Genomic DNA, 22,368 nt, shown 5'->3' on the forward strand with positions numbered 1-22,368 from the left:
CGGTATTTGAATGGTTAGTTGTGCCACGCTTGAAACCATTAACTAAGCTGTTCGCTCATAATTATGCTTTAAGTTACATTGTAATACAAGACTACAACACAAAATAAGATACCCTTATCTTTTGTCCGATATTAAATACGATTAATATTTACGCAGAATTACTCTTCAATTATCTTGTATAAAATTATGCTTTAATATCAGTACGAAAGGGCGGCGATCGCCATACTCCTGCACTCAAGTACCTCAAACCCTTGTTCTGGTGTTGGAAAAATTCTCGCTTGTCTGCAAACCCACATTTGGATAATTTGGGGAGATACAGTTTTAAGCAATTTGATATTGCCTATTTCTTAATTACAAGTTGAAAGGCAGGTTCTGAAAGAGTTTTGAGACTGTATTATTCCTAGTAGGCGATTAAGCGTGATTGTTACTTGATAAGCAAAGGGTGCATTTCTTGAGCGATCGCCTCAAGTTTATCTCCATGAGGAGAAGGACGCGGGACATTTTCAGATTCATCCAGCCATGAGTAACCAGAGGGTCTATATTTCAAAGTCAGAATTACGTCATGCCAATTGCCGGACACCAGCAAAAAATTATCCACGAGTGAAAAAGATACGTTAAAGTCAAATCTGTCTCTTCGGTAGTAATTGTGAAAAGGATTGCTAAATGGTTTATCTTCTGCTGTGGCCGCAGATTCACTTAAGTAAGCGATGAAATCAATTTCTACCCATCTATCTACTGTGAACTGAAGCTGTTCAATTGCTTTAAAGCGTGTGCGTGGGTAATGTTTCTCTGCAATTTGTACAAGTAAAATCTCGGTTTCTGGTGATATTCGTTGGACTCGCATACTGATTAATATTGTAGTGACAGGATTAATATTTATAATCAGCGATCGCTGCGTTCCTGCAAGTTAAGAATCAGGTGTGGTAATGCTCCCATTGCTGTTTGTAAAACTCAAACCCAGCCTCAGTAATAACTAACTTATAAGAGTGCTTACCGTCCTTCCAATAACCAACTTCTTCAACCAAACCGCCTCCGGGATAATCTCGCAGTCTTAACCAAGTCCACTGCCAGCTAAAACCAGTATAATCACCAAAACTTCCGCCACCGTCTATTCCTTGATCACCTGCTTGGTAGGCTTTTGCTAATGCCTCCCACTGTCTGGGTTTAAGTTGTCCCTTGGGTGGCTTTTTGGCTGCTGATTCACCCAAACCTGCACGGGCAACAGCACGTCCAGTTGTCGTGAGCTTGATTGAAATTAGTTCGTTCTGGCGATAATCGCATCCGATCAGCTGGTGTCTTTCCAAAACCTGCAAAGTTGAACCTAGCCCTTGATCAACAACATCAGCTTGTCTCAACAGCCTGTGCAATAAAGTTTCGTGACTAGTAGGTTCAAAATAATATTGCAGATTACGCCAGACAGCAGCCTTTTCTCTGGACAACCCCTTGTGCCAAGCTTGTTTTTGTGCGGACTCTACAGCTTGATCAGCGCGGTAAATAGCGGTGAGGGTAGTTTGTTGGCGTGGGTTGAGTTGTTGCCACACCTTATGATGCTTGCTCATTGCTCCAGCGACAAAGCACAGTGCCAAAATTTTCGATAATGCTCTCTTCCCCGGACGGCTGAGAAACTATCAAGTACCACAAAAGATTACCTTTTTCTCGCCCGCACTCGCAACGAGCTTCTAGCCAATTACCATTTTGTCTCAGCAGTTAGCTAATTTAGATAAATCTTTAAAGCTTGTCGCAGCATTGCTAATACAATCTTGAAAGCTGCCAACGTAATCATGTCCTAAATCAAATGTTGGATTATCTAAAAATCTTATTTCCACAATATGAGTGTCATCTGGGTAATTTTTAGCTTTTCTAATTTGTGCCATTAAGTTTCCAGAAAATATTTGCATAACTTAGATTTTGTCTTTGTAAGTAAATTCAGGGATCTTACTGGATGATTCAACAAAATAAGATAAACAACTTTTAATAGTTTCGATATCTTTTGTTAGTTGATTTCTTGTAGACTTTATCCGGGACAACACAGCATACAAGTAAGTATCAATTGAATCTTGATCCGTTCCCTCTGCAAATTCTTCTTTTAAATCTTCTAGATTTTCAATAGAATAATCTAAATGACTTAGATGGCTACCAAAGTCATCTAAATAGTAAGCTACCCTAGCTAAGGCTGCCTTAATATCAGTGGCTATCGTTTCATCTATGCACATAATCAAAAGTTAGATTTTATCACTTTTATTAATATAAGTATTTCCGGTTACAAGCTCGTGTTGACAGCTTGTATACTTCTTCAAGAATATCACGTAAATTATCAACTTTTACTATAGCAATCCTATCTGAGTTGTGAAAAAGTATTCTTTTTAACGAACCGCAAAGGACACAAAGAAAGAAAAGAAAGAGAATTTCACAAATGATTTAGGATTGCTATAGCTAGTTCTCACTTTTAAAAATGCCTAACTAAATAGATATTTAATTTTATCATTATTACTTTATGGGTATTTCTAAAAATCTATCTTACGCGAACGCTTCAATGAGTGTCATTCGTCACATCAATACCAATATAGATAATCAACCGCACTACAGGTTAGGGCTAGAACGTGTAATCCTGCCTCAGAAATATAGAAATCGCTCTGCACGTTAATTTACATAGCCAGGTGCGCGTCTTTTTGACTAGACAGACATTCCTCAGTTGTGGAGCTAAAATGACGTGCTGCGTTCGCAGCCCAAGTATTTTTAAAGAAGAAACCTCAGCAATCGCTTGATATATCTTTACATATCAAGTGTCTATTTCGCCAACAGCATCCGTTGATACTCACACCCCGTACCCAAAGTATGACTGTACCTGCTTGTTTGGCTGTAGATTACTTATCAAAATATAACTGTGCGGAATATAATTTTCTAGAAGATTTAGATCCGCAATGTCTACCAACTCTTTTACTTCATTGGTTTTGACGAGTACGCCACCTTTGACCAAACATCCAGCAATTGTTTATCTCTCGACGCTAAGTCCGGGATCGAAACCGACAATGAAGCACTCGCTCAACCTGATTGCTCAATTGCTCACTGAGCATCAAGCTGACCATCTGACTTTGAATTGGTCAGAATTACGCTACAAACACACCCTAGCTCTCCGCACCGCACTCATCCAAAAGTACGAGCCAGCAACAGTTAACCGAATACTATGCGCCTTAAGGGGCGTTTTGAAACAAGCTCTACACTCCGGGCTGATTCACCCGATTGATTATGCCCGTGCTGTTGACATCAAGAGTGTCAAAGTGCCAAAAGAATTAAGCGGAAGGGTGCTTAGTCAAGATGAGCTTGATGCTTTAATGCAGACTTGCTTTAGCGATCTCACCCCAGCAGGTTTTAGAGACGCTGCACTCATCGCTTTCCTTCGCGGTGCTGGTCTGCGACGGAGTGAAGTGGTTGGTCTGGAGCTAAAAGATTTGGCACATTCTGGAGACATCAAACTCCACTCCAGTCACCCAAGAGTTGATCGGATTGTTTATTTATCTCCAAGCGCGATCGCTATCGTTAATGATTGGATTGAAATCCGAACTCGCACACCCGGCCCCTTGCTATGTCAAGTCAATAAATCTGGGCGTGTAGTTCACAAACGGCTTACGCCCCAGGCAGTGTTATTTATTTTACACAAGCGGGGTGAACAAGCTGGTATCAAACCATTCTCGCCTCACGATCTGCGGCATACGTTCATTTGGGATTTGTTAAATGCTGGTGTTGATATTGTAACTGTACAGAGTTTAGCTGGACTTTCAACCCCTGCTCTCACTGCACGCTATAACCTTCGCACAGAGGATCGCTCTTGTCCCCCTAGACTGGGATAATCAGAAAACAACGGGGGTGGTAATTAAAGAGGCAAGTTGAAGATTGATCGGCACGGCAGAGCCAAAATCCTCACACCAGAAGAAATTCAACTTCTGTTCTCGCAGGGAGTAGACTCACTACGAGACAAAGCGTTATTTGCCGTGATGCTTTACACCGCTTGTCGAGCTTCGGAAGCAGTGACCCTGCTCAAGCGCGATGTGTATGACTCCAGAGGAAAAGTCAGAAATAAAATCACTTTTCGCAAAGGGAATACAAAAAATAAACTGGCTACCCGCGCCATACCTGTAATTCAAGAGTTGCGAATCAGGCTACAAGCATATCAACCGCGAGATGATTCACTGTGGCTATTTCCGGGAAATCCAGACCACTCCAGAGCGGGTAGCCACCTGCACCGAGATTCGGCACTGTGGATAGTGAGAGTAGCTTGTCAACGAACAGGAATTGAGGGCGTAAGCTCACATAGTTTTCGTCGCACAGCACTCACAACCATGAGTAATGCCGGAATTCCCTTAAGAGTAATTCAGGAAATTTCTGGACATCGCACCTTGGATGAGCTTTACAAGTATTTGGAGGTAAAAGAAGAACAAATATTAGGAGCGGTATCATCGTTATCACTGCTTGCCCCGGTTGAAGAAAACGACTTCGAGAAAACTGGGAAAGTCGAAGTGGTCAAAAAATCGGATCAGCAAAGGCATTAACCTCATTTTATTCAAAAAATAAATTTGCAAGGGGAAACAGTACAGTCAACGTAATATTGCTGAGAAAAAAGGTAATAAATTGTAATAGTAAGCCGTTAGCTTTGATAATAATTCAGCCCCCCTCCACTGGCAGCACCGCCTCAGAAAGCCAGTCATAAAACTGTGGAAATGCAAGAGCTAGAGCCTGCAATTCATCCGGTGCGATCTCATCCAATTCCAGCACCACTTCCCATCGCCAATCAGTCGTCCACCGCTTGAGAATTCCTTTGATAGCATCAAATCCTAGAGCAATACCAGAGCGAAGCATTTCTACACAATGAAGTAGGGCGGTGCGATCGCATTCAGAGGCAGGGGCGCAGGGGTGATGGGGCGCAGGGGTGAAAGATTCTTGCCCTTCTGCCCCCCTGCACCGAAGCCCCCCTACTTCTTTAGAAGCTGTAGTATCTACCCCCTCAACAAGGGAGTTTCCTATACCATTTGTCAGGGGGGTGGATACGGAGGGTGAACTCAGGTCTAACCCTTGCAAGGGCTGGGTTTGGATGTAATCAGCCCGTTGTTTCTGACGGTGAGCGATAACTTGTAATGCAAAATTTAGTTCTGATTTAGACAGAAAGAACAATTTTACTTGTTGTCCACGTTTTCCTTGTTTACGAAAATCTAAACTTAGCCCCAACTGCGCGACTAAAGTGGCCAACAACCAAATTGGTTGGCAATCACTTGGGATAGTAAACCCCAAAATTGCTTTAATGTGAGCAGCGCACTCTTTAGCTCTGCGGGTCATAAGTAATAGTTGTTCGTCGGCAGATGTAATTTCTTCTCCGGTGACTAATCTTTTGAGAATGTCATGTAGTCCTAAGTTGAAACGAGCTAACCATTTGGCGGAATAATTACTCCAATCCATGCAGAAAGGTAGTTTGTTTCTTTCTGCTAAGTCTTTGGCACTAACAAATTCTGGTGGTGCGGGGTATTGTTGGTTAGTTCGAGAATCCAGGATTGTCTCTTGGGATGAAGCTAAAATAGCCTCCAAAGATGCGATCGCACTGATTAATTTACCGCCGTTATCTTTCTCGACTAGAGATTCAGTGACTTCCATACCGTAGGAATCCCAAATACGGAACTTCTCACACTCGTAAGCCTCATCGGGAGAAAGATAATCTTTACTTTGCCGTGCGCGGTACTCACTTCTGGAGATGGTATTGGCTTTGGCGACAGACTGATGATGAGCAGCATCTAGAGCGTCAGCCGCATATTTTAAGGATTCCCAAGCCTCAACATCAAGATGATCTCCGGTAGGTACGATAGTATTGCCCATATCGGACAACAGCGATCTCAGATCAGCACGTAAATTATTGATGGATTGGTGACGAGAAGCTTGAATTTGACAGTAAGCGTCTAATGCCCAGTCTTTCTCAACCCCACGCTTACCTGTTTCACGGTCGATTTTGATTAAAAAAGCAGTAATTTCATTGGTTTGAAGTAGCCGTTCCTTAATTTTGGTAGGGTTGGTTTCTTTGTAGCCGAAGGGTGGAGTAGGAGCCACCCACACATGAATTGGCACTTTGGGACGATAACGCCACAGCTGTTGAGCGCATTCGGTGGCAGTTTGGCTCACGGCATGAAATACACCGAATACTAAATCAAAATGATATTGTGAGATGTCAACACCAGTACCCAGACTAGGCGAAGTTAGAAGTACATCTATATTCTTGACAGCGTTGGTAATGTCTTTGATAAATGCTACGTTTTCTTCAGAACCACTATTATCTGAATGAATCGACCAAATTCTCAATGGTGTAGTTTGGTTCGTGTGTGGGTGAGAAGGCGCAGATGATGGTTCAATACGTACAGTGAACATCCGTTCCAGTTTTTTGATGAACCGCTTTGAGTCAGACACCACCATGAGTTTTTGACTCATCATGATTGCCGCCGAGATTTGCGCCACCAACGCGGAAGAATCCATCCCCTCATACCAATAGATGGTGCGCTCTCCATTCTTCCATTCATTTTTGATAATGTATGGTTGCTCCCCAACGGGTCGCATGGACAGGAAAAAGTCGATGGTGATGTCGTCCATGTGAGCGTCAGCGATGACAACTAAAGGCGCATTGTAAACAATATGTTCTAATACGGACAATATCAGGGCGCGGTGTTCCTTACAAGTATTACTATGCAGTAGGTGTGTCAGGTATTGGCAAGTTTCGTCAATGAAAATGCAGCCATAAGCTAGGGCTTGGGTGTTTAACTTATATAAACTGTCGATGGTGATGCTCAATGCCTGTGCAGTAGCCATGCCAGCATAACCAAGGTCAGAATACATCAAGGTTTTCAAACGCTCTGCCAAGTTTTTCAGCAGATTCACCCGATGCCCGTTGTTGAGAAATCGTTGATCTGGGTGAGCATCTCGCCACCAACGCATTAACTCGGTTTTACCTGTTCCCATATCAGAAATCAGTACCACTAACCCAGTGAGTGGGAAGACAATACTTTTGGGTTGTTTATTCTGTCTCAATTTTTTGAGTTTGTAGCGAATTTTTCCGCGATGACCTGGGGGGATTTCCTCTGGTGGTGAGGGCTTTGGAAAATCCATTGCTTCCGGTTGTTGTTCTGTTCGTGAGACACATACTGTATGCGCTGGTGGGTTAGTTGCGGCTTTATCCTGAACTGCAACTGCTTGGGTCAAATATTTTGTATTGATCAGCGCATCTGGTCTATACTTTCTCAGTCCCCGGTGCTTGATGAGGAACGATTGCTGGTAATCCTTCAATGAGTGAGCATCATCTATAATTGCCGTCAGTAGTGCGTTAGCATCCTCACCTCTAGCAACCACAAAATCATCAACGCCTTTCTCCGGCCCTGACAGTAGTGCAACTTCGCAAACACAGCCAACAGCCTCAATCGCTTTACCAGTCCTTACAGTTGCTTGGTAGACCGACCAACGAGTTTTCAGTTTCGTCTCGTAGTCAAACAGGATCTGGAATTTCCGCCCAGGTTGTGCCAGTGGTAGTAGATCCGGATGCAGCCTTTCATCGAAATCCTTTTTACCTACTCGTCCGTTCCAAATCCCTGGCAGTGCGATCGCCACAAACCCCAAACTTAGCAAACAGGCCGCCTTCTTCTCGCCCTCGCAGAGAATAATCGGGATTTCTGGATGAGAGATTACCCATTCCCAGAACCGGAGCAAGTTGTACCTATCTTGTAAGCGTCGGGCTAACGGTGAATCATAGCGTTTAATGTTGTACCGCCGCGCTACCCGCTTCCAAATACAATCGGCAATATCAAAATAAGTGACACGGTTGGGGACTTTTGGGGGCGACTCATACTTAACCGACTTACCTTTAAGCCAATCAATGCGAGGGTTTGTCGGCTTGATGCGCCCCCACTCCATTGGTTTCCAGTCGTTGTACGGGTCAAGTGAAGCAATCCACATTCCCCCTGCCATTAAATGCAGATATAACTTCAACAGCCCATCCGTCACTCGCCCAGCGTTTTTTCTGGGGAGTGTAGGGGAGATGAATAGATAATCGTAAACTGTTTCTCCCTCAATATGGAAGAAGTTGCGCTCAATTAGTGCCGGATGAATGGCACTTCCCACCGTCAGTTCATGATACTCCGCTGCGGTGAGATTGTTGGGATATTCAATTGGGGATTGGCTCATTAAATGTAGCCCCCAATCCCAGCAAGAGAGAGTGAACTTGGCTTGACGGCATTGGAGTTGGGCTTGGCTATGGAGAAATTTGTTTGTGAGTTCTGCCTCCAGCACTCTTGCACAGTAGCACCCCTGTTGTACTGCTTCTGTTGAGTAAACAAGATGTGGGTACTGAACATTTCCCCAGTTTCTATGACTGTGCCAAACACAAAATCTTGCCAGGGTGCAACTAATAGCAACACTTCTGCAACAGGATCTAAATCTGGCAGGGTACTGGCTAGATGATTCTGTTTAATCAATATCTGCCGATAGTCATTTGTGTTCTCGGCAGCCAGCGCAACTGCTTCCTTGCACAGGTGCATACTATTTTCTTGATGCCAGAACCAATCCACTCTTTGTAATACTGTGGTTCTGGCTAAAACATTTTTAAACCGCGTTTCTAAAAACGAACTTATCAGTATTTCTTTCCATTGCCCATTCTGGCTGTCTGCGTATGGTACAGTTACCACTCCTGACAGTCTCACCCTGATCCCCTCTTGTATTGGGCGATCGCAATTTTTCATGATAGATTCCCCTCACTGTTTCATTTACAAGGTTCAGAGGGGGGTTATCCAGAATTAAAACTCAGTCAGCCAGAATTACTAAAACTTTGATCGCTACTATATGTGCGATCGCACTTCGTGTGTCTATGTCCTAAATTTCAAGAAGTGATAGTCTTGCAATGAAAATAGACCCATGAGCAAATCTGGCTCTGGTTTCTGAACTCTAGATTGATCTTGACTACGCTGCTCTTTACAAAAATTTACTTAAAAGAAATATAAATTTTTTGCCAAAATGCCAAAAACGTTCAGCAGAAACTAGCTTCACGTATACCTTTGTTCTATAATGGCATAAGTAAAGCAGCGTGGGCATCTTTTGACAAGTTAGTGGATAACAGCGACCAAACTATTCCCCACTTTCTACGTCATATCCTGATCAACCCCGCTCTAAAAATAGAATATTTTGTTGTTCAACTTCAGGCAAAGCGATACTCCTTAGTACGTTTTGCCTACATTTTTATATGTGCCTTGTTTTCCTCCACTTCTGGTTAGACGCATCGACAAGCTCGATCTTACAAAACTTCGCGTATTTTCGCATCTAGCAAGATTTTGATTGTTTACTCCCGTTACCTCCGGTTTGATGAATTTTTGTAAAGTTTGCCCTATTCGTTGAAAGCTTTTCTCAAGGCATCCTAAGTAAGGCAGTTAGTTACTTTTGATTAAATCGCTATAACTCTCTTCAGCAAGAAATCTATTGGAATTTTTCATACATAAACCCCTTGACGCAAAAACTCTTGAGGCTGTCAAAGAACTCGACAAAATAGTATTTCTTCGCTCTAGGAATATTTTTGATTTTTTGATCAAGCACAGCTAATTATTACATTTTGTTTTTTAATTTTTATCTCACCTCCAGATTTTGCTTGTGTGCTTAGGTTTGATTACATATAGCTGATTGCTTGATATCCTACTAATCAAGAATAGTATCATATACACCTATTCAAGTTCAAACTTTTAGGCTTAAACTTGGCAGTATAGAGATACATTAACAATTCTGGCTAGAAAAATCTACAGGCAAATACGATTAATCAAACAGGTTGTTGCTGCAAAAAGTTACACTTATTAATAAACAATTAACATGAGCAATTATTTTTACATATATTGGCTAAGTAAGCTTATCAAAAGAAAGAATTGGCAATTTGCAGAGTATTATATGCTACATAAGATATTCCAAGTAAAGAAAGTCTTATTCCAGGAAAAATAGATACTACCAGTCTCCAAATGGAGAATAATTAAGGTTTATTAAATAAAAGTTCAAACTTTTATTTGAAATCAAATACATAGAGATAAGTTATGGAAGTTAAAGAAGCGATTAGATTTATAAATGAATTGGTGTATGCAAAGCAAGGAAGATGGCTAGAAGAACCGGAAAAAATTGTTATTAAGGCAGCTTGGTTAGACCTAGAGTACAAAGAGATAGCAGATAATAGCCCCTATGGATTTGAGATATTACAGCGTCGTGTAGCTCCAAGCTTGTGGGTATTATTGACAGGAATTTTAGGAAATGGGGAAAAAGTTACAAAAAAGAAGCTTAAGGCGATTGTAGAACAACAAAACCATAACAAGCTTAGTAATACTAAGTCTGATTTTAAATTTTTAGATATTTTAGGAGGTAATCCCCCGGAAGTCGCTAAATTTTATGGTAGAAGTCCAGAATTAGCAATGCTGCAAGAGTTAGTCATTCGGGAAAAATGCGTGGCAGTTATAGGAGAAGCAGGAATTGGCAAGAGCGCATTAGTAGTTAAGTTACTTCAAGCTTTGGATATTCAAGATTGTTATTTCAATGGTTTTATTTGGAAATCTATTGGCTACAGCCCCTCTTTGTCTAGTTTAGTTACTGAATTTCTTAAATTAATATCGGAACTAGAAAATCAAAATTTTGATATCCCTAAAAGTAGTGAAGACAAAATAACGCTATTAATTGAGCGATTAAGATTAAAACCTTATTTAATAATTTTAGATTCAGCAGAGGCTTTACTACAAGGAGATAGAAATAAAAGTCCTAATCCTTATGGAGATGAATATATAGAGTATGGAACATTCTTTAGAAGAATTGTAGAAGCACAACATCAAAGTTCTTTAGTATTAATTAGCAGAAAACCATTTGTTGATATTACACGTTTACAAAATAAGGGGCAATCTGCTGTTGTGCTGAAAATTGAAGGATTGCGTAGAGACGCATTTGAAATTTTGCGCGATAAAGGATTAAAAGATGAACATAAATGGGGAGAATTAGTACAAATATATCATGGAAACCCTTTAGTTTTAAATATTGTTGCAAGTAAAATAAAACTATTTTTTAATAATAGTGTAGAAGATTTTCTTGCTTTGAATACAGTTTTATTAGATGATATTATAAAAGAGAACTTAGACGATTACTTTAAAGGTATAGGGAGACTAACAATTTTAGAAAAAGAAATTGTAATTTCGTTAGTTGAAGAAATGGAAAATAAACAGATTGATTTAATTTCAAATACCGAATTGTTAAGTTTGTTAAAAACAAAGGGAATAAGAGTAAGTACATCTGATTTTATTGATGCTATCAATGCTTTGATTGAACGCTTTTTAGTTGAACAAATACTAAATAATCAAGAGGAGTTAATGTTATATATACAGCCTGTAATTAAGAAATATATTTATACATATTGCCATCAGAAGCAAGGGAAATTTTCAATAATTTAATCAGTATAATACAAAAATAAAAGAAAGTTAAATGTGTGGCTTACTGTATCAATCCTAGTTGTAAACATCGCCAAAATCCAGACGATGTTCAAAAGTGTTTAAATTGTGGAACAGAATTACTAATAGATGAACGATTTCGTCTAATGAAACCATTGTGCTCTTTAGACTCTCGCCATAATACGGAAATTTTTGAGGCGGAAGAGAATGGTAAGCGCAAGGTAATGAAAGTTTTAAAGTCTTCAGATCCTAAAGCAGTTGAGTTGCTGGAGCGAGAAACGCTGACCCTGCAATTATTTGCTCATCCAGGGATTCCTAGAGTGGTAGATGATGTAATTAGTGTGACCCCCAATAATAGCACTCTTGAACTGCATTGTTTAGTAATGCAGTTCATTGAAGGGCAGAATTTAGAGGAATGGGTAGAAGAAAACGGGAAAATCTCTCAAGAACTAGCAATAGGTTGGTTGAAGCAGCTAGTAGAAATTATTGATGAAGTGCATAGAACAGGATATTTTCATCGAGATATTAAACCTTCTAACATAATTTTGCAACCGAATGGACAGTTGGTTCTAGTTGACTTTGGCGGAGTAAGAGAAGTAACAAATACTTATTTAGCGAAAGTCAGTGGAGTGGGTGGAAACGATATAGGATTGGGTGGAAATTATGAAATTACCGTACTTTACAGTGCTGGATACACACCTTTGGAGCAGATAAACGGTCAGGCAGTGCCACAATCAGATTTCTATGCCTTGGGAAGGACTTTTGCATACTTAGTAACAGGGATAGGATTAACTAACTTGCCAACAGATCAAGAAACAACAAGGTTGATCTGGAGAAATAAAGCCCCACAAATTGAGAAACCTTTAGCTGACTTGTTGGATGATATGATGGCTCCAGCCCCAGGGAAGCGTCCGGCAGCAGCTAAATTTATATTGCAAAGATTAGATAATTTGGAGATCCAATCCAAAATCTATCGAATTGTCAAAACACCAATATTTAAACTTAGTGCCAGTATTTTATTTATATTAAGCTTGTTGGGTATAAGCTATCTATCATTACCGTTAGTAGCAAATCATTACTTAGAGCAAGGAAAGAAAGCTCAAAAAGAAAACAGGTTATCGGAAGCTGAGAATCAATTTCAATTAGCAGTAAAACTGAAACCTAATACAAGGCAAGCAATCTCGCAATATTATTTAGAACAAGCAGATAGAAGAAATATTCCTTTAACTGACTCTAGAAAGTATTATGAATTAGCGATTAAATATAATCCAAAAAATGATGTAGCTTATAATAACTTAGCATTATTATGTCAGCAACTACATGATATTGATTGTGTAGAGAAGAACTATCAAGTATTATTTAAGCTGAAACCTAATTCATGGACAGGACACTATGGATTAGGAAGTTTTTATGATAATAACGGTGAATATAAATTGGCTATTGAGCAATATCAGTTAGCAATAGAAAGCAGTGAAGAAGCGATATATGCAATTAGTAATTTAGCAAGATTACAAGTTATAGAAGGGAAATATGATAAAGCGATTGCTTTAGTTGTACAGGGATTAAAGAAAACTCAAGAAACTGAATTGCAAGCAGCTTTATATAAAACTTGGGGTTGGGCGGAATTAGAGCAAAAGAATTATGTTCAAGCTAAAAAATATTTAGAAAACTCAAGACAATTATACCCAAGAACAGATACTTATTGCTTACTAGCACAAGTGCAAGAAAAAAATAATGCGGCTCAAGATGCACGACTTTCATGGGAGGCGTGTTTATTAGCTCAGTCGAGTTTGCCAGAGGTTCAGCAATGGCGACAACAATTTTTAGATCGTACTTTAGGAAAAGTCATACCGAAGTCTTCTCCTTAAACATAAAAGTTGTTCTTGAGTTCATGTAAGCTAACAGTTGAAGGTAGCTAAACGAGAAAATTAATGTTCCTGGGATTACTCACCCAAAAATTTGTCAAGGCTAGAGTTTCAATGGTTTCATTAGTATTGATGACTCTAAATTGTTCCGTAGCAATGGGTCAACCTCAACCAATGGCAAAGGATTCTTGTACTAATTCAATAGCGAGAATTTACAACGAGGGAGATCGCTATTTACCCAAAGGCAGTTTACTTTGCCCAGGAGATCGTATTAATCCCAAAAGAATTGGAGGTAAAGTTGAGGTTTTATGTTTTTTGAATGGGAGAATAATGCAACTAGCAAGTGGTTCGATATCGGATGCACCTGATAAGTGTAGGCAAGCAACTCCAGGAAGCAAGAAAAGATGTACATTCCAAACTCCACAAGATTGTCCAAAATTTAAAGGCCCTGGCGAAGTTGGAAATGAGCCAATCATCCTGAGTCCTTATGGCAGTGTATTACTTCGCCAAAGACCTGTATTGTCTTGGTATCCAGTAAAAGGAGCAACCAGCTATAAAGTTTATGTCACAGGCTACAATCTTGATTGGCAGTTAGAGACGAAGAACACCACCTTACCGTATCCACAAGACCAAGCAGAGTTTCAGTATGGCATCGTTTACAAAATTACTGTACTTGCCAGAAAACCACAACAAACAACTAGTTCGATACCCTCAGTGGTATATATGCTTTCACAAAGTGACGCACAGGACACTTTAGAAAAAATCAAAAAAGTGAAAGAACTGGGCTTATCACCAGATGAAGCGGCTTTACTCGACCTAGATGCTGTGTATATGGAAAAGAGTCTATTACACCAGACAATCGAAACTATGAATGAAAGAGTAGCAGCCGGTAGTCAAAACCCAACTCTTTATCGAGTATTAGGCGATCGCTACTTGGAAGCATGGCTACCACAAGAAGCAGAAACTGCATACCAAAAAGCGATTGAATTAGCGCAAAGTAGTGGCAATGCTAGAGAGTTAGAAACTGCTAAGGAACACTTAAGAGTGCTAAAAGAAACTCAAAGCCAGCCGCCCACTAGTATAAAACCTGACCAAAAGTAGGGGTGATTATATTTGGGATCGTTCAGCAAACTTAACTGTGCAAGTCTAAGTGCTTCGGCTTTCGGAATGCCATTTTTTAAACTTTGATAAAAAACCCTCATCAGTTGAACAGTGGAGACAGCATCTACTTGCCATAAGGTCGCAACTGTACTTCTGGCTCCGGCCTGTGCCGCTACACCTGCAATCCCTAATGCTGCTCTTTTGTTGCCTTTAGCCGTTTGACAAGCACTGAGAACCAATAACTCAATCGGGTCTTGATTTTGTTGAGTTTTTAGCCAACCATTAAATTGTTGAATATCGATAGGCTTGTCCCAGGCTAACAAGACTGTGCGTTGAGGATCAGAACTAAATTGACCGTGGGTTGTTAGGTGAACAATCGGGAAATTTGCTGTTGTCAGTTCTTGCTGTAATCTTTTGCTAGTAAACTTTTCATTCAGCAACTTAGTTGAAGATTTAGTTTTTTGATTAATTTCAGCTACTTCTTGTTCCACCTCTAGCAAGGCTTGCAAACCTTCGGGTGCATTTGGGGCATAGAAGCTTGGGCTAACTTTAGAAAGTCCGGCAATTAAAGCTTTTAGCTCTTGGTTAGACAAAGCTTTTAAAGGTCGAATTTTTGAGCCTAGAGTTACTGCCATACTATAGTGCTTGATTAAATAATCCTGTCCATCGTGCAGCAATACCAAAGGTATACTCTGAAAAGAAGTGTCCAAACTAAATACCAGTGTTCCTGATGAAGGCAAATATTTTTTGATAGGTGCAAACAGCAACTGGTAAAGGGCTTGAGATTCGGAAATGATAATGTCTTTTTCAATAGCAGCTAATCTCTCGTCTTGTAGACTCAACAACAGATTGTTGACATGAGATTGAACCAGCTTTGAACTAGTAACGTAATGATGAAGGGAATGATTAGGAGATTGAACAATAATTAATACTAAATCATTAAGGTTAATGATTTTAATTAATGTAGTATTACTAGATATCTTAACTTTATCTAAAGAGATTAAATCTAGCTTTCTGCACTGAAGAAAATTTTCTAGTTGTGTTAGTTGAAGTTGGTCATCTGTTTGTTGAATTAACCTTAAATTAGGAAACTGACCGTTCAACAACAATCGCATATAATTTCGATATATAGGTTCAACAGTCTCTTGAAGCGAAAATTGCAAATCTGCATTTATTGTCCCTAGTTCATCTCGAATTCGTTGATAGCTTTTAATTGTGGCTTCATAAAAATGAAGAGCTTTTTCATATTGCTTATAGTTATTATAGAAAATACCTAATTCTTTTTGCCATTGATAAGCGAGTTCTAAATCTTGAATCGATTGTGCAATACTAAGAGCTTGTAACCAAAGATATTCAGCTTTTTTCGGTTCTAATCTACCTAAAACTCCTAAACTATAAGATTGCATTCTTTGGTGATTTATATGTTTAGCTAATTCAAAGGCTGATTGGGCAACTTCAATAGCGGTAGTATGTAACTGCTCGTCTGATATTTGAGCTAAACTATTAGCGAAGTTTATTTGAAAATGAATTGATTGATTGGCAGGTAATTCATTAAATAATGCAATATTTTGTATTATTAGCTTGATTAATGATTGAAGTTGCGGCTGAATTTGAGTTTGGGTTTCTACCAACCGTTGATTTTTTGATTTAACTGCTACTTTTAGCCATTGTGAGAAATCTATTAAAAGTTTTACACTGTTTAATTGTGATTGTAACTTTAAAGAAATGCTGGCTGTTTTATTAACATTTATTTGTTGAAATATTTTGAGAGAGCTTAAGGCAGAATCTATAAGAAAATCACTTAACTTATCTTGAAAATCAGGCTCTTCTATTTCCGAATATTTATTTCTCAATTGGTTATAGTAAGCCTGTTCTGTAATCCCTAAAGAAAGCAAAACATTATTATTATCAAAAATTGGTGATTGCTGGGCAGACTCTAAAATTTTTTGTAAAACTATTTTTGATTCTGATAGTTTGCCCAACTGACGCAGTACATCCCCCAAATTATGCAATGCTAACAAGTAAATTGGTTGGGAATTGAGGCGTTCAACTATGTCAAAACGATTATTAATAGAATCGTTTGGCTGTTGTGGTTCACAAATCCAGCTTTGGGTAACAGAATTGATGGCTTCTAGAAGTGTCTTGCAAGCACGAGGATACATACCTAGAGCTTGCAAAGCTATATTTTGATTAATTAAACTTCCGATAATGTCTTCCTGAGATTTTAGTTTTTGATAAATTATAGTTGCTTTCTTGAAACTATCAAGTGCTTCTGTTGCTTGCCCTAAATCTAATTGTTCATTACCTTTACTTATCAAGAATTGTGCTTGACTTTGTTGCATTTCTGGAGTCACAGCAAACCCTGATATTACAAATGATTGGCTAACACTAATTAATAACCCTAACGCACCTATTAATAGGTACTTAAATAAACGACGAAGTTTAATCATTGAGTTACTGAAATTTTAGTATGACAGGTTGGCTCAGAAAAAGCGGTATTAACTGTTGTGTTAGCTTGGGCAACTAAGGTTACTGTGCCGTCATTATTAAATTGCCAACCTTGGGCGGGAATGATTTTGGTAGTTGATAACTTTGGTTCGTCTAAATTATTGATAGTTGAGGCAGTGTTTGAAACTCTAGGTTGCCAAGTAGGATTTATATATGCAGATTCTAATGGGCTAGATGGTAAACCACCTTTACCAGTTATGACAAATCTATTTTCTGCACCAGCCTTTCCTGGGCAAACTGATGCTATTTCTGGGGTTGATTTAGGTAATTCTAGTTGAGCATTAACCAGGGGTGATTGAGTTCGGGAGACATTTGTTTCAACATTACCATCAATGCCTTGTTGCGAAGATGCTGTAACCAGACTGTTAGGAGATAGAAACAGTCCTTGGGTGTTAATTCTAATATTGCCACCTCTGCCCTGAAAAGCATCTGCTGTGATGCGGCTGTTATTGAAACCAGCGATGACATCAGCATTGATTCTGATGTTGCCGCCGTTGCCATTCGTACCTTGTTGGCCAGCCGTGGCAGAGATATTGCCATTATTTAGTTGAACGAGCTTTGACTCAATGCCAATATTTCCACCTTCGGCGATCGCGGTGGTGGCACTGATACCTCCACCATTGGAAATGTTGATTCTGTTTGCATTGATATTGATGTTTCCCGCATTGCCAATGCCTTCGTTGCGGACGGTAATTAAAGCGTTGCCAGTAACATTTAAAACAGGTGTATTAATAATAATATTTCCTGAGTTTCCTGAAGGAACAGGAGGAAGCCTAAATAAATTTCGCAAGACTTGAGACTCAACCTTGGCTGATGAAATCACTAGCGACGGATTTAAGGAATTAAGTGTTGCATCTATATTTATGGATTTGGAGGCATTGATAGTAATGCTCCCACTATCGCCGCTTGCAAAAGTAGAAGAATCAGTTCTACCGCCTTCTTGAACTAACAAGCTCGCTGTATTGATTTCTAAATTACCCGCATTACCAGTATTGAAAGCTGTAGCAGATAAAACACTTGGCTGAAAGGTATCTGGTGCATAACCCTCAACCATTACGTCAGTTGCATTTATTGTCAAATCTCCTCCTCTACCAGATCCAAAGGTCGAGGCTCCTATTGCACCACCACCTGTGGCAATTAGTCGTTGTGCTGATATTACAATGTTGCCAGAATCTCCCGAACTAAATGTTCCAGAGCTAATAAGGCTAAAAAGAGCAGAATTGCGAGGTGAAACTCCAACTACATTCACAGAATCAGAAGCCTTTACGACTACATCACCACTGTTGGCAGAACTAAATGTTAAGGAATTTATTTGTCCTCCATCCCGAAGAATTAACGTTCGAGTTGATATTGTTGAATCTCCAGCTTTACCGAGTCCTAAAGTCTCATTTCGTAAACTACCAGCAATTCTAGCGATTGGATCAGTACCATTTATGTCTAAAGAGTTAGAAGCATGTATGTTAATTGTTCCTCCTGCTATTGATCCTTGATTCTGAATTAAAATGACAGAGCCATCAGTAAGTGTGATGTTTTGCCCTTGTAAGTATATAGAGCCGCTAATAATACCACTAGTATCAACTAGAGAGCGTTTTAAAAGTTGAATATCCTGAAAAGAAACTGTATTATCATAAGACAAGTTCCAACCAGAGGATGTTTGTGTCAAGTTAACCAAACTGTGATTTCCTACACTACCTAGTTCAACCCTCCCGCCTTCAGCTATTATCTTGCCACCATTTAAAATTAAATTCCCTCCAACCAATGCTATTGTCCTTGTTGGCTGAACTTGTAAACCTGTTGAGCTACTTCGTCCCAATACTGGGGAGAATCGTGAACCAGTTAAATCGTGTCCTGTTCCTTCGACATTAATTGCTTTAGGGTTACTTCCAAATAGCAGTCCGATAGGTGAGCTTATGGTCAGTATTGGTGTAGCTTGGTGTTTATTAGCTGTGAACTCAAAGCCATCTGCAAACTTGATACTGTTTGCAGTACTACCAATAAAGGAACCACCAATATTTAGCTGGGCATTTTGTCCAAAAATAACTCCGTTAGGATTGATTAAAAATATGTTTGCTGTACCGTTAGCACGAATTAGTCCATCAATATTAGAAACAGAACTACCAGTGACTCGACTTATAATATTCTTAACATCTAGCGAATTGTTAAAATAAGCTTGGCTCCTATTAGAAACAGAAAAATCTTTAAAGCTATGAAACAAATTTTCTCCTAATTTTGTTCCATTTTCTATAAATATAGTATTGTTGTTGATTTTTATACTTGTGTTATTTGGTAATGTGCTGTCTGGAATGATTTGAGAATAACAAGTTAGGTCATTTAGTATAAGACAACCTAAAGTAATAATTACTTTTAAAAAAAATAAATTGTATTTAAGATAAAGCATAGTTTACAAGAGCTTAATTCTTTACAAGTTAGAGTCATGTAATAACTTATTAAAATATTTATTTTTTGCAGCTAATTAATTTTTTTACAAACAGCCTTTGTTTTTTGCATATTTCATAAATATTACGGAAGCATTAAAAAATCTATTCCGGAAGTGAGATAAGCGAAACTTAAATTTAAGAGGGCATGGCAATTCTTCAAAAAGAACGGGTGTAAAACCACATTTTATATAGAATTCTATTAATTCTCGTTTGACACATTTTAAATAGAGAGGTTGGATTGCTTCATTAACTAAATTTTCAACTAAAAAACTTCCTAAACCTTGATTTCTAAAATTTGGAGCTACGTATAAGCTACCTAGTTCTTGTGCAATATAATAATTTCGTATTTGTCCAAATGCTATCAAACGTCCATGATATTCAATTACTAAAAATTGCTGCCACCTCATTTGAGTAGGATCAAGTCTAGCTTTGAAAATTAAAAATATAATCAACCCGATATCGCAAGATTTGGCTTTTCTAATAACATACTGGTTTTGAAAATATAAATTAGTCTTTGTCATTGAATACAAAATATAAATTAGCAAAAAATAATTGGAGCAAGATAAACATAATAATATAACTTACTTGTAGATAATTGAGAAACTGACAATATACATAATGTAGAGATAAATGAAAACTTAAAAAACATCAGACAATTTCTAACTATTTTAAGTATATTCTCAAATGTGGCAAAGTTTGACAATCGAAAATCTTGATTTTAATACTAAAGTTAAGTTTAATTATTTTTTACTTTTAAAATTCTTAAGTAAACAATTAATCAATCTACCTTTGGATAGAAAAATCTAGTGTATACCTAATTAAAAATATGCCAAAAGTTAGATGTTTTTTATTTAAAAACCAGAAGGTAAAAACTTTATCTTACCATCAGGTTATGTCAGTGCTACAAACTTCTCCAACCTCAGTAGAAACCTAAAACAAATCAGTAGTCAGCTAAAGTAGACTACTGAAATACATGATATATGCGTTAATTATTGCAACTATCTAAAGATAGATTATCAATCACAAAACCCATCAACCCGCAAATCCCGCCAAATTTCCGAAACCTGCCACCCGGAGTTACCCACAGACTGAAAAAGCGGAGCATAGATCGAAAGCTCCTCGGCGACTGTGTGAGTGACTTCTTGTGCTGGCTGCTCAACAATGGGATCTTCAACGACAAGCTCAACTGGAGAAAGTTTTTCGGTGGCTGGCTGTGGCGCAACAGACTTTTTGAGAGCGCGGAACTCTGGTTTTTTGATAATGGGGTTCATGTTTGTTCAGGTGTAAAAGGCTGGGATTAATTAAATATTCCATCTATAGTGAGTGATTATGGTAGTACCAAACAAGTAGTGATAACAGGGTAGTAAGTTTGGTCGATGAATGACGTGGCCAATAACAAATGCAAAGATAGAAGCAGCCAATGAAAAACCCCAGCCCTTTTGAACGGGTTGGGGAATTGTATAAAAGACTATTCTCATCATGACACAACCAAAAACTTGTTCCACCATCTTTAGCCTGGAAGTGGAACAATGACCAACTCTTCTTCTCGCAAAAAGACCACAGCCCAAGCTTCAGCCAAACCAAAGCCTGCTCCTAAAATTCAACAGCAGGATGACCAGCATTTAGAAACCATTGAGGTGAAGGCTGTTGAAGTAACGGCGGTGGAGGTAACATCTGCCGTTACTTCAGAAGAGTTAACAGCAGATGAACAAGGCGATCGCTTGAACTTGGAACGTAAGGTCGAACACGCATTTTACGAAGCAGGGAAAGCTTTGAGGGAGTTGCGTGATCGTCGGCTTTATCGTTCGACGCACAAAACATTTGAGGAGTATTGCCGCGATCGCTTTGGGTATAGCCGGCGACAACCTTATTTGTTAATGGATGCGGCAGTAGTGTTTGATAACCTGAAAGAAAAATGTGATCCAATGGATCACATTTTGCCGACTAACGAACGACAAGTGCGACCGATGATTCATCTAGAACCCCAAGAACAGCAGAAAGTATGGAAACAAGCAGTCCAAGAAGCTGGCGGAAAAACCCCATCTGGCCGCATAGTCCAAAGTGTTGTAGATAAAATTCGAGAACGCACCAAAGTACCGAATCCCTTCCGAATTGGCGAAATCTGCGTTCTTGTACCCAAAGAAAATCCAGACTTACGAGGCAAAGGCGGTTGCTGGGGTGTCATCACTCACGTTGGCGATTACAGTTGCACTGTTCAAACTTGGGACGGGGAATACACAGTCAAAATTGAACACCTAAAATCGTTAGAACTGCTAGATGATGACTGTAAATCAATGCAACAGTTATGTATGCGATTGCGGCGATTGCAACAAGTGGCAGACCATGACCCGGCTGTGGACTGGCTGTTGCAAGGGTTGGGGAAACAGGCGAAGCCGTATTTGTCTTCGTTGCAAGCGAAGCTGTTGGTGGCGGTGGAACGGGAGTATGGACTTGATGGGAAGCAGAAGAAGTGATACTGAATAAGTTGCTGGAGTCAAGCGATCGCTCCAGTCAAAATCCAAAAATTTCTTGACTAATGCCCACAATCTGTTGCAGTCGTTGGGAAAGCCGCTTGTGCGATCGCATTTGGCGGTTGCGGGAGAGTGGGAGATTGGGCAAGTTGAGGCGACCGTATTTGACGGTTGTGGAAGAAAGGCTGTTGGGTGTGATTGAAAAAGAATACGGCATCATAGATAAAACAGCGCACAATTTTCAGTCAACCAAGAACTAGGAGAAAACAGTAATGCAGAGTATTAAGTTATGTTCTCACGTTGGGGCTGACGGGATTTTGCACCTTGAGATTCCTGTTGGCATCACAGACCAAGAAATGGAAGTTGTGGTGATTTATCAACAGATAGAAACATCCACCGCCCCAAAAACACCCGAAGAATTAGGATGGCCACCAGGATTTTTTGAACAAACTTATGGCAGTTGTCAAGACGATCCAATTGTTATTGACTATGAAGGTGATTTTGAGACAAGGGAAGA

At 39.3% G+C, this 22,368-nt stretch carries 18 protein-coding genes; 8 read left to right on the forward strand and 10 right to left on the reverse strand.

What is annotated here, in order from left to right:
• Positions 1-424 precede the first annotated feature (424 nt).
• The 4 genes from H6G28_RS34115 to H6G28_RS34130 all read right to left on the reverse strand — a co-directional run bounded on the left by H6G28_RS34115 (position 425) and on the right by H6G28_RS34130 (position 2,213).
• Positions 425-844 carry a hypothetical protein gene (locus H6G28_RS34115; protein WP_190677536.1) on the reverse strand — a complete coding sequence of 140 codons (420 nt, stop codon included), beginning with the start codon at positions 842-844 and terminating at the stop codon, positions 425-427.
• 70 nt (positions 845-914) lie between these two features.
• Positions 915-1,559, reverse strand: coding sequence for a hypothetical protein (locus tag H6G28_RS34120; protein ID WP_190677538.1), 645 nt, complete (start codon positions 1,557-1,559; stop codon positions 915-917).
• 141 nt (positions 1,560-1,700) lie between these two features.
• A complete protein-coding gene (locus tag H6G28_RS34125) occupies positions 1,701-1,898 on the reverse strand; it encodes a hypothetical protein (RefSeq protein ID WP_190677540.1) in 198 nt (65 codons plus the stop codon).
• A gap of 3 nt (positions 1,899-1,901) precedes the next feature.
• Positions 1,902-2,213 carry a hypothetical protein gene (locus H6G28_RS34130; RefSeq protein WP_190677542.1) on the reverse strand — a complete coding sequence of 104 codons (312 nt, stop codon included), beginning with the start codon at positions 2,211-2,213 and terminating at the stop codon, positions 1,902-1,904.
• Positions 2,214-2,921: 708 nt separating this feature from the next.
• Between H6G28_RS34130 and H6G28_RS34135 the strand changes: the two genes are divergently transcribed.
• Positions 2,922-3,848 (forward strand): tyrosine-type recombinase/integrase, encoded by a 927-nt coding sequence (locus H6G28_RS34135; protein WP_190677545.1) that lies wholly within the window; start codon positions 2,922-2,924, stop codon positions 3,846-3,848.
• Between the two features lie 36 nt (positions 3,849-3,884).
• Positions 3,885-4,547 (forward strand): tyrosine-type recombinase/integrase, encoded by a 663-nt coding sequence (locus H6G28_RS34140; protein ID WP_190594721.1) that lies wholly within the window; start codon positions 3,885-3,887, stop codon positions 4,545-4,547.
• Between the two features lie 112 nt (positions 4,548-4,659).
• On the opposite strand, the gene H6G28_RS34145 is transcribed toward H6G28_RS34140, so the two are convergent.
• Together H6G28_RS34145 and H6G28_RS34150 are read right to left on the reverse strand one after the other, a co-directional pair.
• The gene (locus tag H6G28_RS34145; protein ID WP_190594722.1) at positions 4,660-8,202 is read right to left on the reverse strand and encodes a plasmid replication protein, CyRepA1 family; all 3,543 of its coding nucleotides are present in this window, start codon (positions 8,200-8,202) and stop codon (positions 4,660-4,662) included.
• Positions 8,202-8,756, reverse strand: coding sequence for a hypothetical protein (locus H6G28_RS34150; protein WP_190594723.1), 555 nt, complete (start codon positions 8,754-8,756; stop codon positions 8,202-8,204). Before H6G28_RS34150 ends, H6G28_RS34145 begins: the two co-directional genes overlap by 1 nt.
• 1,326 nt (positions 8,757-10,082) lie before the next feature.
• Between H6G28_RS34150 and H6G28_RS34155 the strand changes: the two genes are divergently transcribed.
• The 3 genes from H6G28_RS34155 (at position 10,083) to H6G28_RS34165 (ending at position 14,434) form a co-directional block, all read left to right on the forward strand.
• On the forward strand, positions 10,083-11,471 hold the full coding sequence (locus tag H6G28_RS34155) for an ATP-binding protein (protein ID WP_190594724.1): 1,389 nt from the start codon (positions 10,083-10,085) through the stop codon (positions 11,469-11,471).
• A 35-nt stretch (positions 11,472-11,506) separates the two neighbouring features.
• Entirely contained in the window at positions 11,507-13,336 is a 1,830-nt protein-coding gene (locus tag H6G28_RS34160; protein WP_190594725.1) for a protein kinase domain-containing protein, read from the forward strand.
• Positions 13,337-13,447: 111 nt separating this feature from the next.
• Positions 13,448-14,434 (forward strand): tetratricopeptide repeat protein, encoded by a 987-nt coding sequence (locus tag H6G28_RS34165; protein ID WP_190594726.1) that lies wholly within the window; start codon positions 13,448-13,450, stop codon positions 14,432-14,434.
• Here the strand turns inward: H6G28_RS34165 and H6G28_RS34170 are convergent.
• The 4 genes from H6G28_RS34170 to H6G28_RS34185 form a co-directional block, all read right to left on the reverse strand.
• Positions 14,392-16,884: a CHAT domain-containing protein gene (locus tag H6G28_RS34170; RefSeq protein ID WP_199331730.1), complete on the reverse strand. Its 2,493-nt coding sequence runs from the start codon at positions 16,882-16,884 to the stop codon at positions 14,392-14,394. The two genes, H6G28_RS34165 and H6G28_RS34170, sit on opposite strands and share 43 nt — an antisense overlap.
• A complete protein-coding gene (locus H6G28_RS34175) occupies positions 16,881-19,340 on the reverse strand; it encodes a two-partner secretion domain-containing protein (protein WP_190594727.1) in 2,460 nt (819 codons plus the stop codon). The genes H6G28_RS34170 and H6G28_RS34175 overlap by 4 nt, the downstream gene beginning before the upstream one ends.
• A gap of 84 nt (positions 19,341-19,424) precedes the next feature.
• Positions 19,425-19,901, reverse strand: coding sequence for a GNAT family N-acetyltransferase (locus H6G28_RS34180; RefSeq protein WP_190594728.1), 477 nt, complete (start codon positions 19,899-19,901; stop codon positions 19,425-19,427).
• A 495-nt stretch (positions 19,902-20,396) separates the two neighbouring features.
• The gene (locus H6G28_RS34185) at positions 20,397-20,651 is read right to left on the reverse strand and encodes a hypothetical protein (protein ID WP_190594729.1); all 255 of its coding nucleotides are present in this window, start codon (positions 20,649-20,651) and stop codon (positions 20,397-20,399) included.
• 258 nt (positions 20,652-20,909) lie between these two features.
• Between H6G28_RS34185 and H6G28_RS34190 the strand changes: the two genes are divergently transcribed.
• From H6G28_RS34190 to H6G28_RS34200, 3 genes are all read left to right on the forward strand, one after another.
• Positions 20,910-21,854: a hypothetical protein gene (locus H6G28_RS34190; protein WP_190594730.1), complete on the forward strand. Its 945-nt coding sequence runs from the start codon at positions 20,910-20,912 to the stop codon at positions 21,852-21,854.
• A gap of 62 nt (positions 21,855-21,916) precedes the next feature.
• Positions 21,917-22,111 (forward strand): hypothetical protein, encoded by a 195-nt coding sequence (locus H6G28_RS34195; protein WP_190594731.1) that lies wholly within the window; start codon positions 21,917-21,919, stop codon positions 22,109-22,111.
• A 12-nt stretch (positions 22,112-22,123) separates the two neighbouring features.
• A partial coding sequence (locus H6G28_RS34200; protein ID WP_190677547.1) for a hypothetical protein occupies positions 22,124-22,368 on the forward strand: 245 nt, incomplete at its 3' end.

It is taken from the genome of Nostoc sp. FACHB-190, assembly GCF_014696905.1.
Taxonomy (GTDB): domain Bacteria; phylum Cyanobacteriota; class Cyanobacteriia; order Cyanobacteriales; family Nostocaceae; genus Nostoc_B.

Excerpts from the sequence above, each read along its gene's own strand:
- H6G28_RS34115 (WP_190677536.1), bottom strand. The coding sequence starts at position 844 with ATGCGAGTCCAACGAATATCACCAGAAACCGAGATTTTACTTGTACAA.
- H6G28_RS34120 (WP_190677538.1), bottom strand. The coding sequence starts at position 1,559 with ATGAGCAAGCATCATAAGGTGTGGCAACAACTCAACCCACGCCAACAA.
- H6G28_RS34125 (WP_190677540.1), bottom strand. The coding sequence starts at position 1,898 with ATGCAAATATTTTCTGGAAACTTAATGGCACAAATTAGAAAAGCTAAA.
- H6G28_RS34130 (WP_190677542.1), bottom strand. The coding sequence starts at position 2,213 with ATGTGCATAGATGAAACGATAGCCACTGATATTAAGGCAGCCTTAGCT.
- H6G28_RS34135 (WP_190677545.1), top strand. The coding sequence starts at position 2,922 with ATGTCTACCAACTCTTTTACTTCATTGGTTTTGACGAGTACGCCACCT.
- H6G28_RS34145 (WP_190594722.1), bottom strand. The coding sequence starts at position 8,202 with ATGAGCCAATCCCCAATTGAATATCCCAACAATCTCACCGCAGCGGAG.
- H6G28_RS34150 (WP_190594723.1), bottom strand. The coding sequence starts at position 8,756 with ATGAAAAATTGCGATCGCCCAATACAAGAGGGGATCAGGGTGAGACTG.
- H6G28_RS34155 (WP_190594724.1), top strand. The coding sequence starts at position 10,083 with ATGGAAGTTAAAGAAGCGATTAGATTTATAAATGAATTGGTGTATGCA.
- H6G28_RS34165 (WP_190594726.1), top strand. The coding sequence starts at position 13,448 with ATGGTTTCATTAGTATTGATGACTCTAAATTGTTCCGTAGCAATGGGT.
- H6G28_RS34170 (WP_199331730.1), bottom strand. The coding sequence starts at position 16,884 with ATGATTAAACTTCGTCGTTTATTTAAGTACCTATTAATAGGTGCGTTA.
- H6G28_RS34175 (WP_190594727.1), bottom strand. The coding sequence starts at position 19,340 with ATGCTTTATCTTAAATACAATTTATTTTTTTTAAAAGTAATTATTACT.
- H6G28_RS34180 (WP_190594728.1), bottom strand. The coding sequence starts at position 19,901 with ATGACAAAGACTAATTTATATTTTCAAAACCAGTATGTTATTAGAAAA.
- H6G28_RS34185 (WP_190594729.1), bottom strand. The coding sequence starts at position 20,651 with ATGAACCCCATTATCAAAAAACCAGAGTTCCGCGCTCTCAAAAAGTCT.
- H6G28_RS34190 (WP_190594730.1), top strand. The coding sequence starts at position 20,910 with ATGACCAACTCTTCTTCTCGCAAAAAGACCACAGCCCAAGCTTCAGCC.
- H6G28_RS34195 (WP_190594731.1), top strand. The coding sequence starts at position 21,917 with ATGCCCACAATCTGTTGCAGTCGTTGGGAAAGCCGCTTGTGCGATCGC.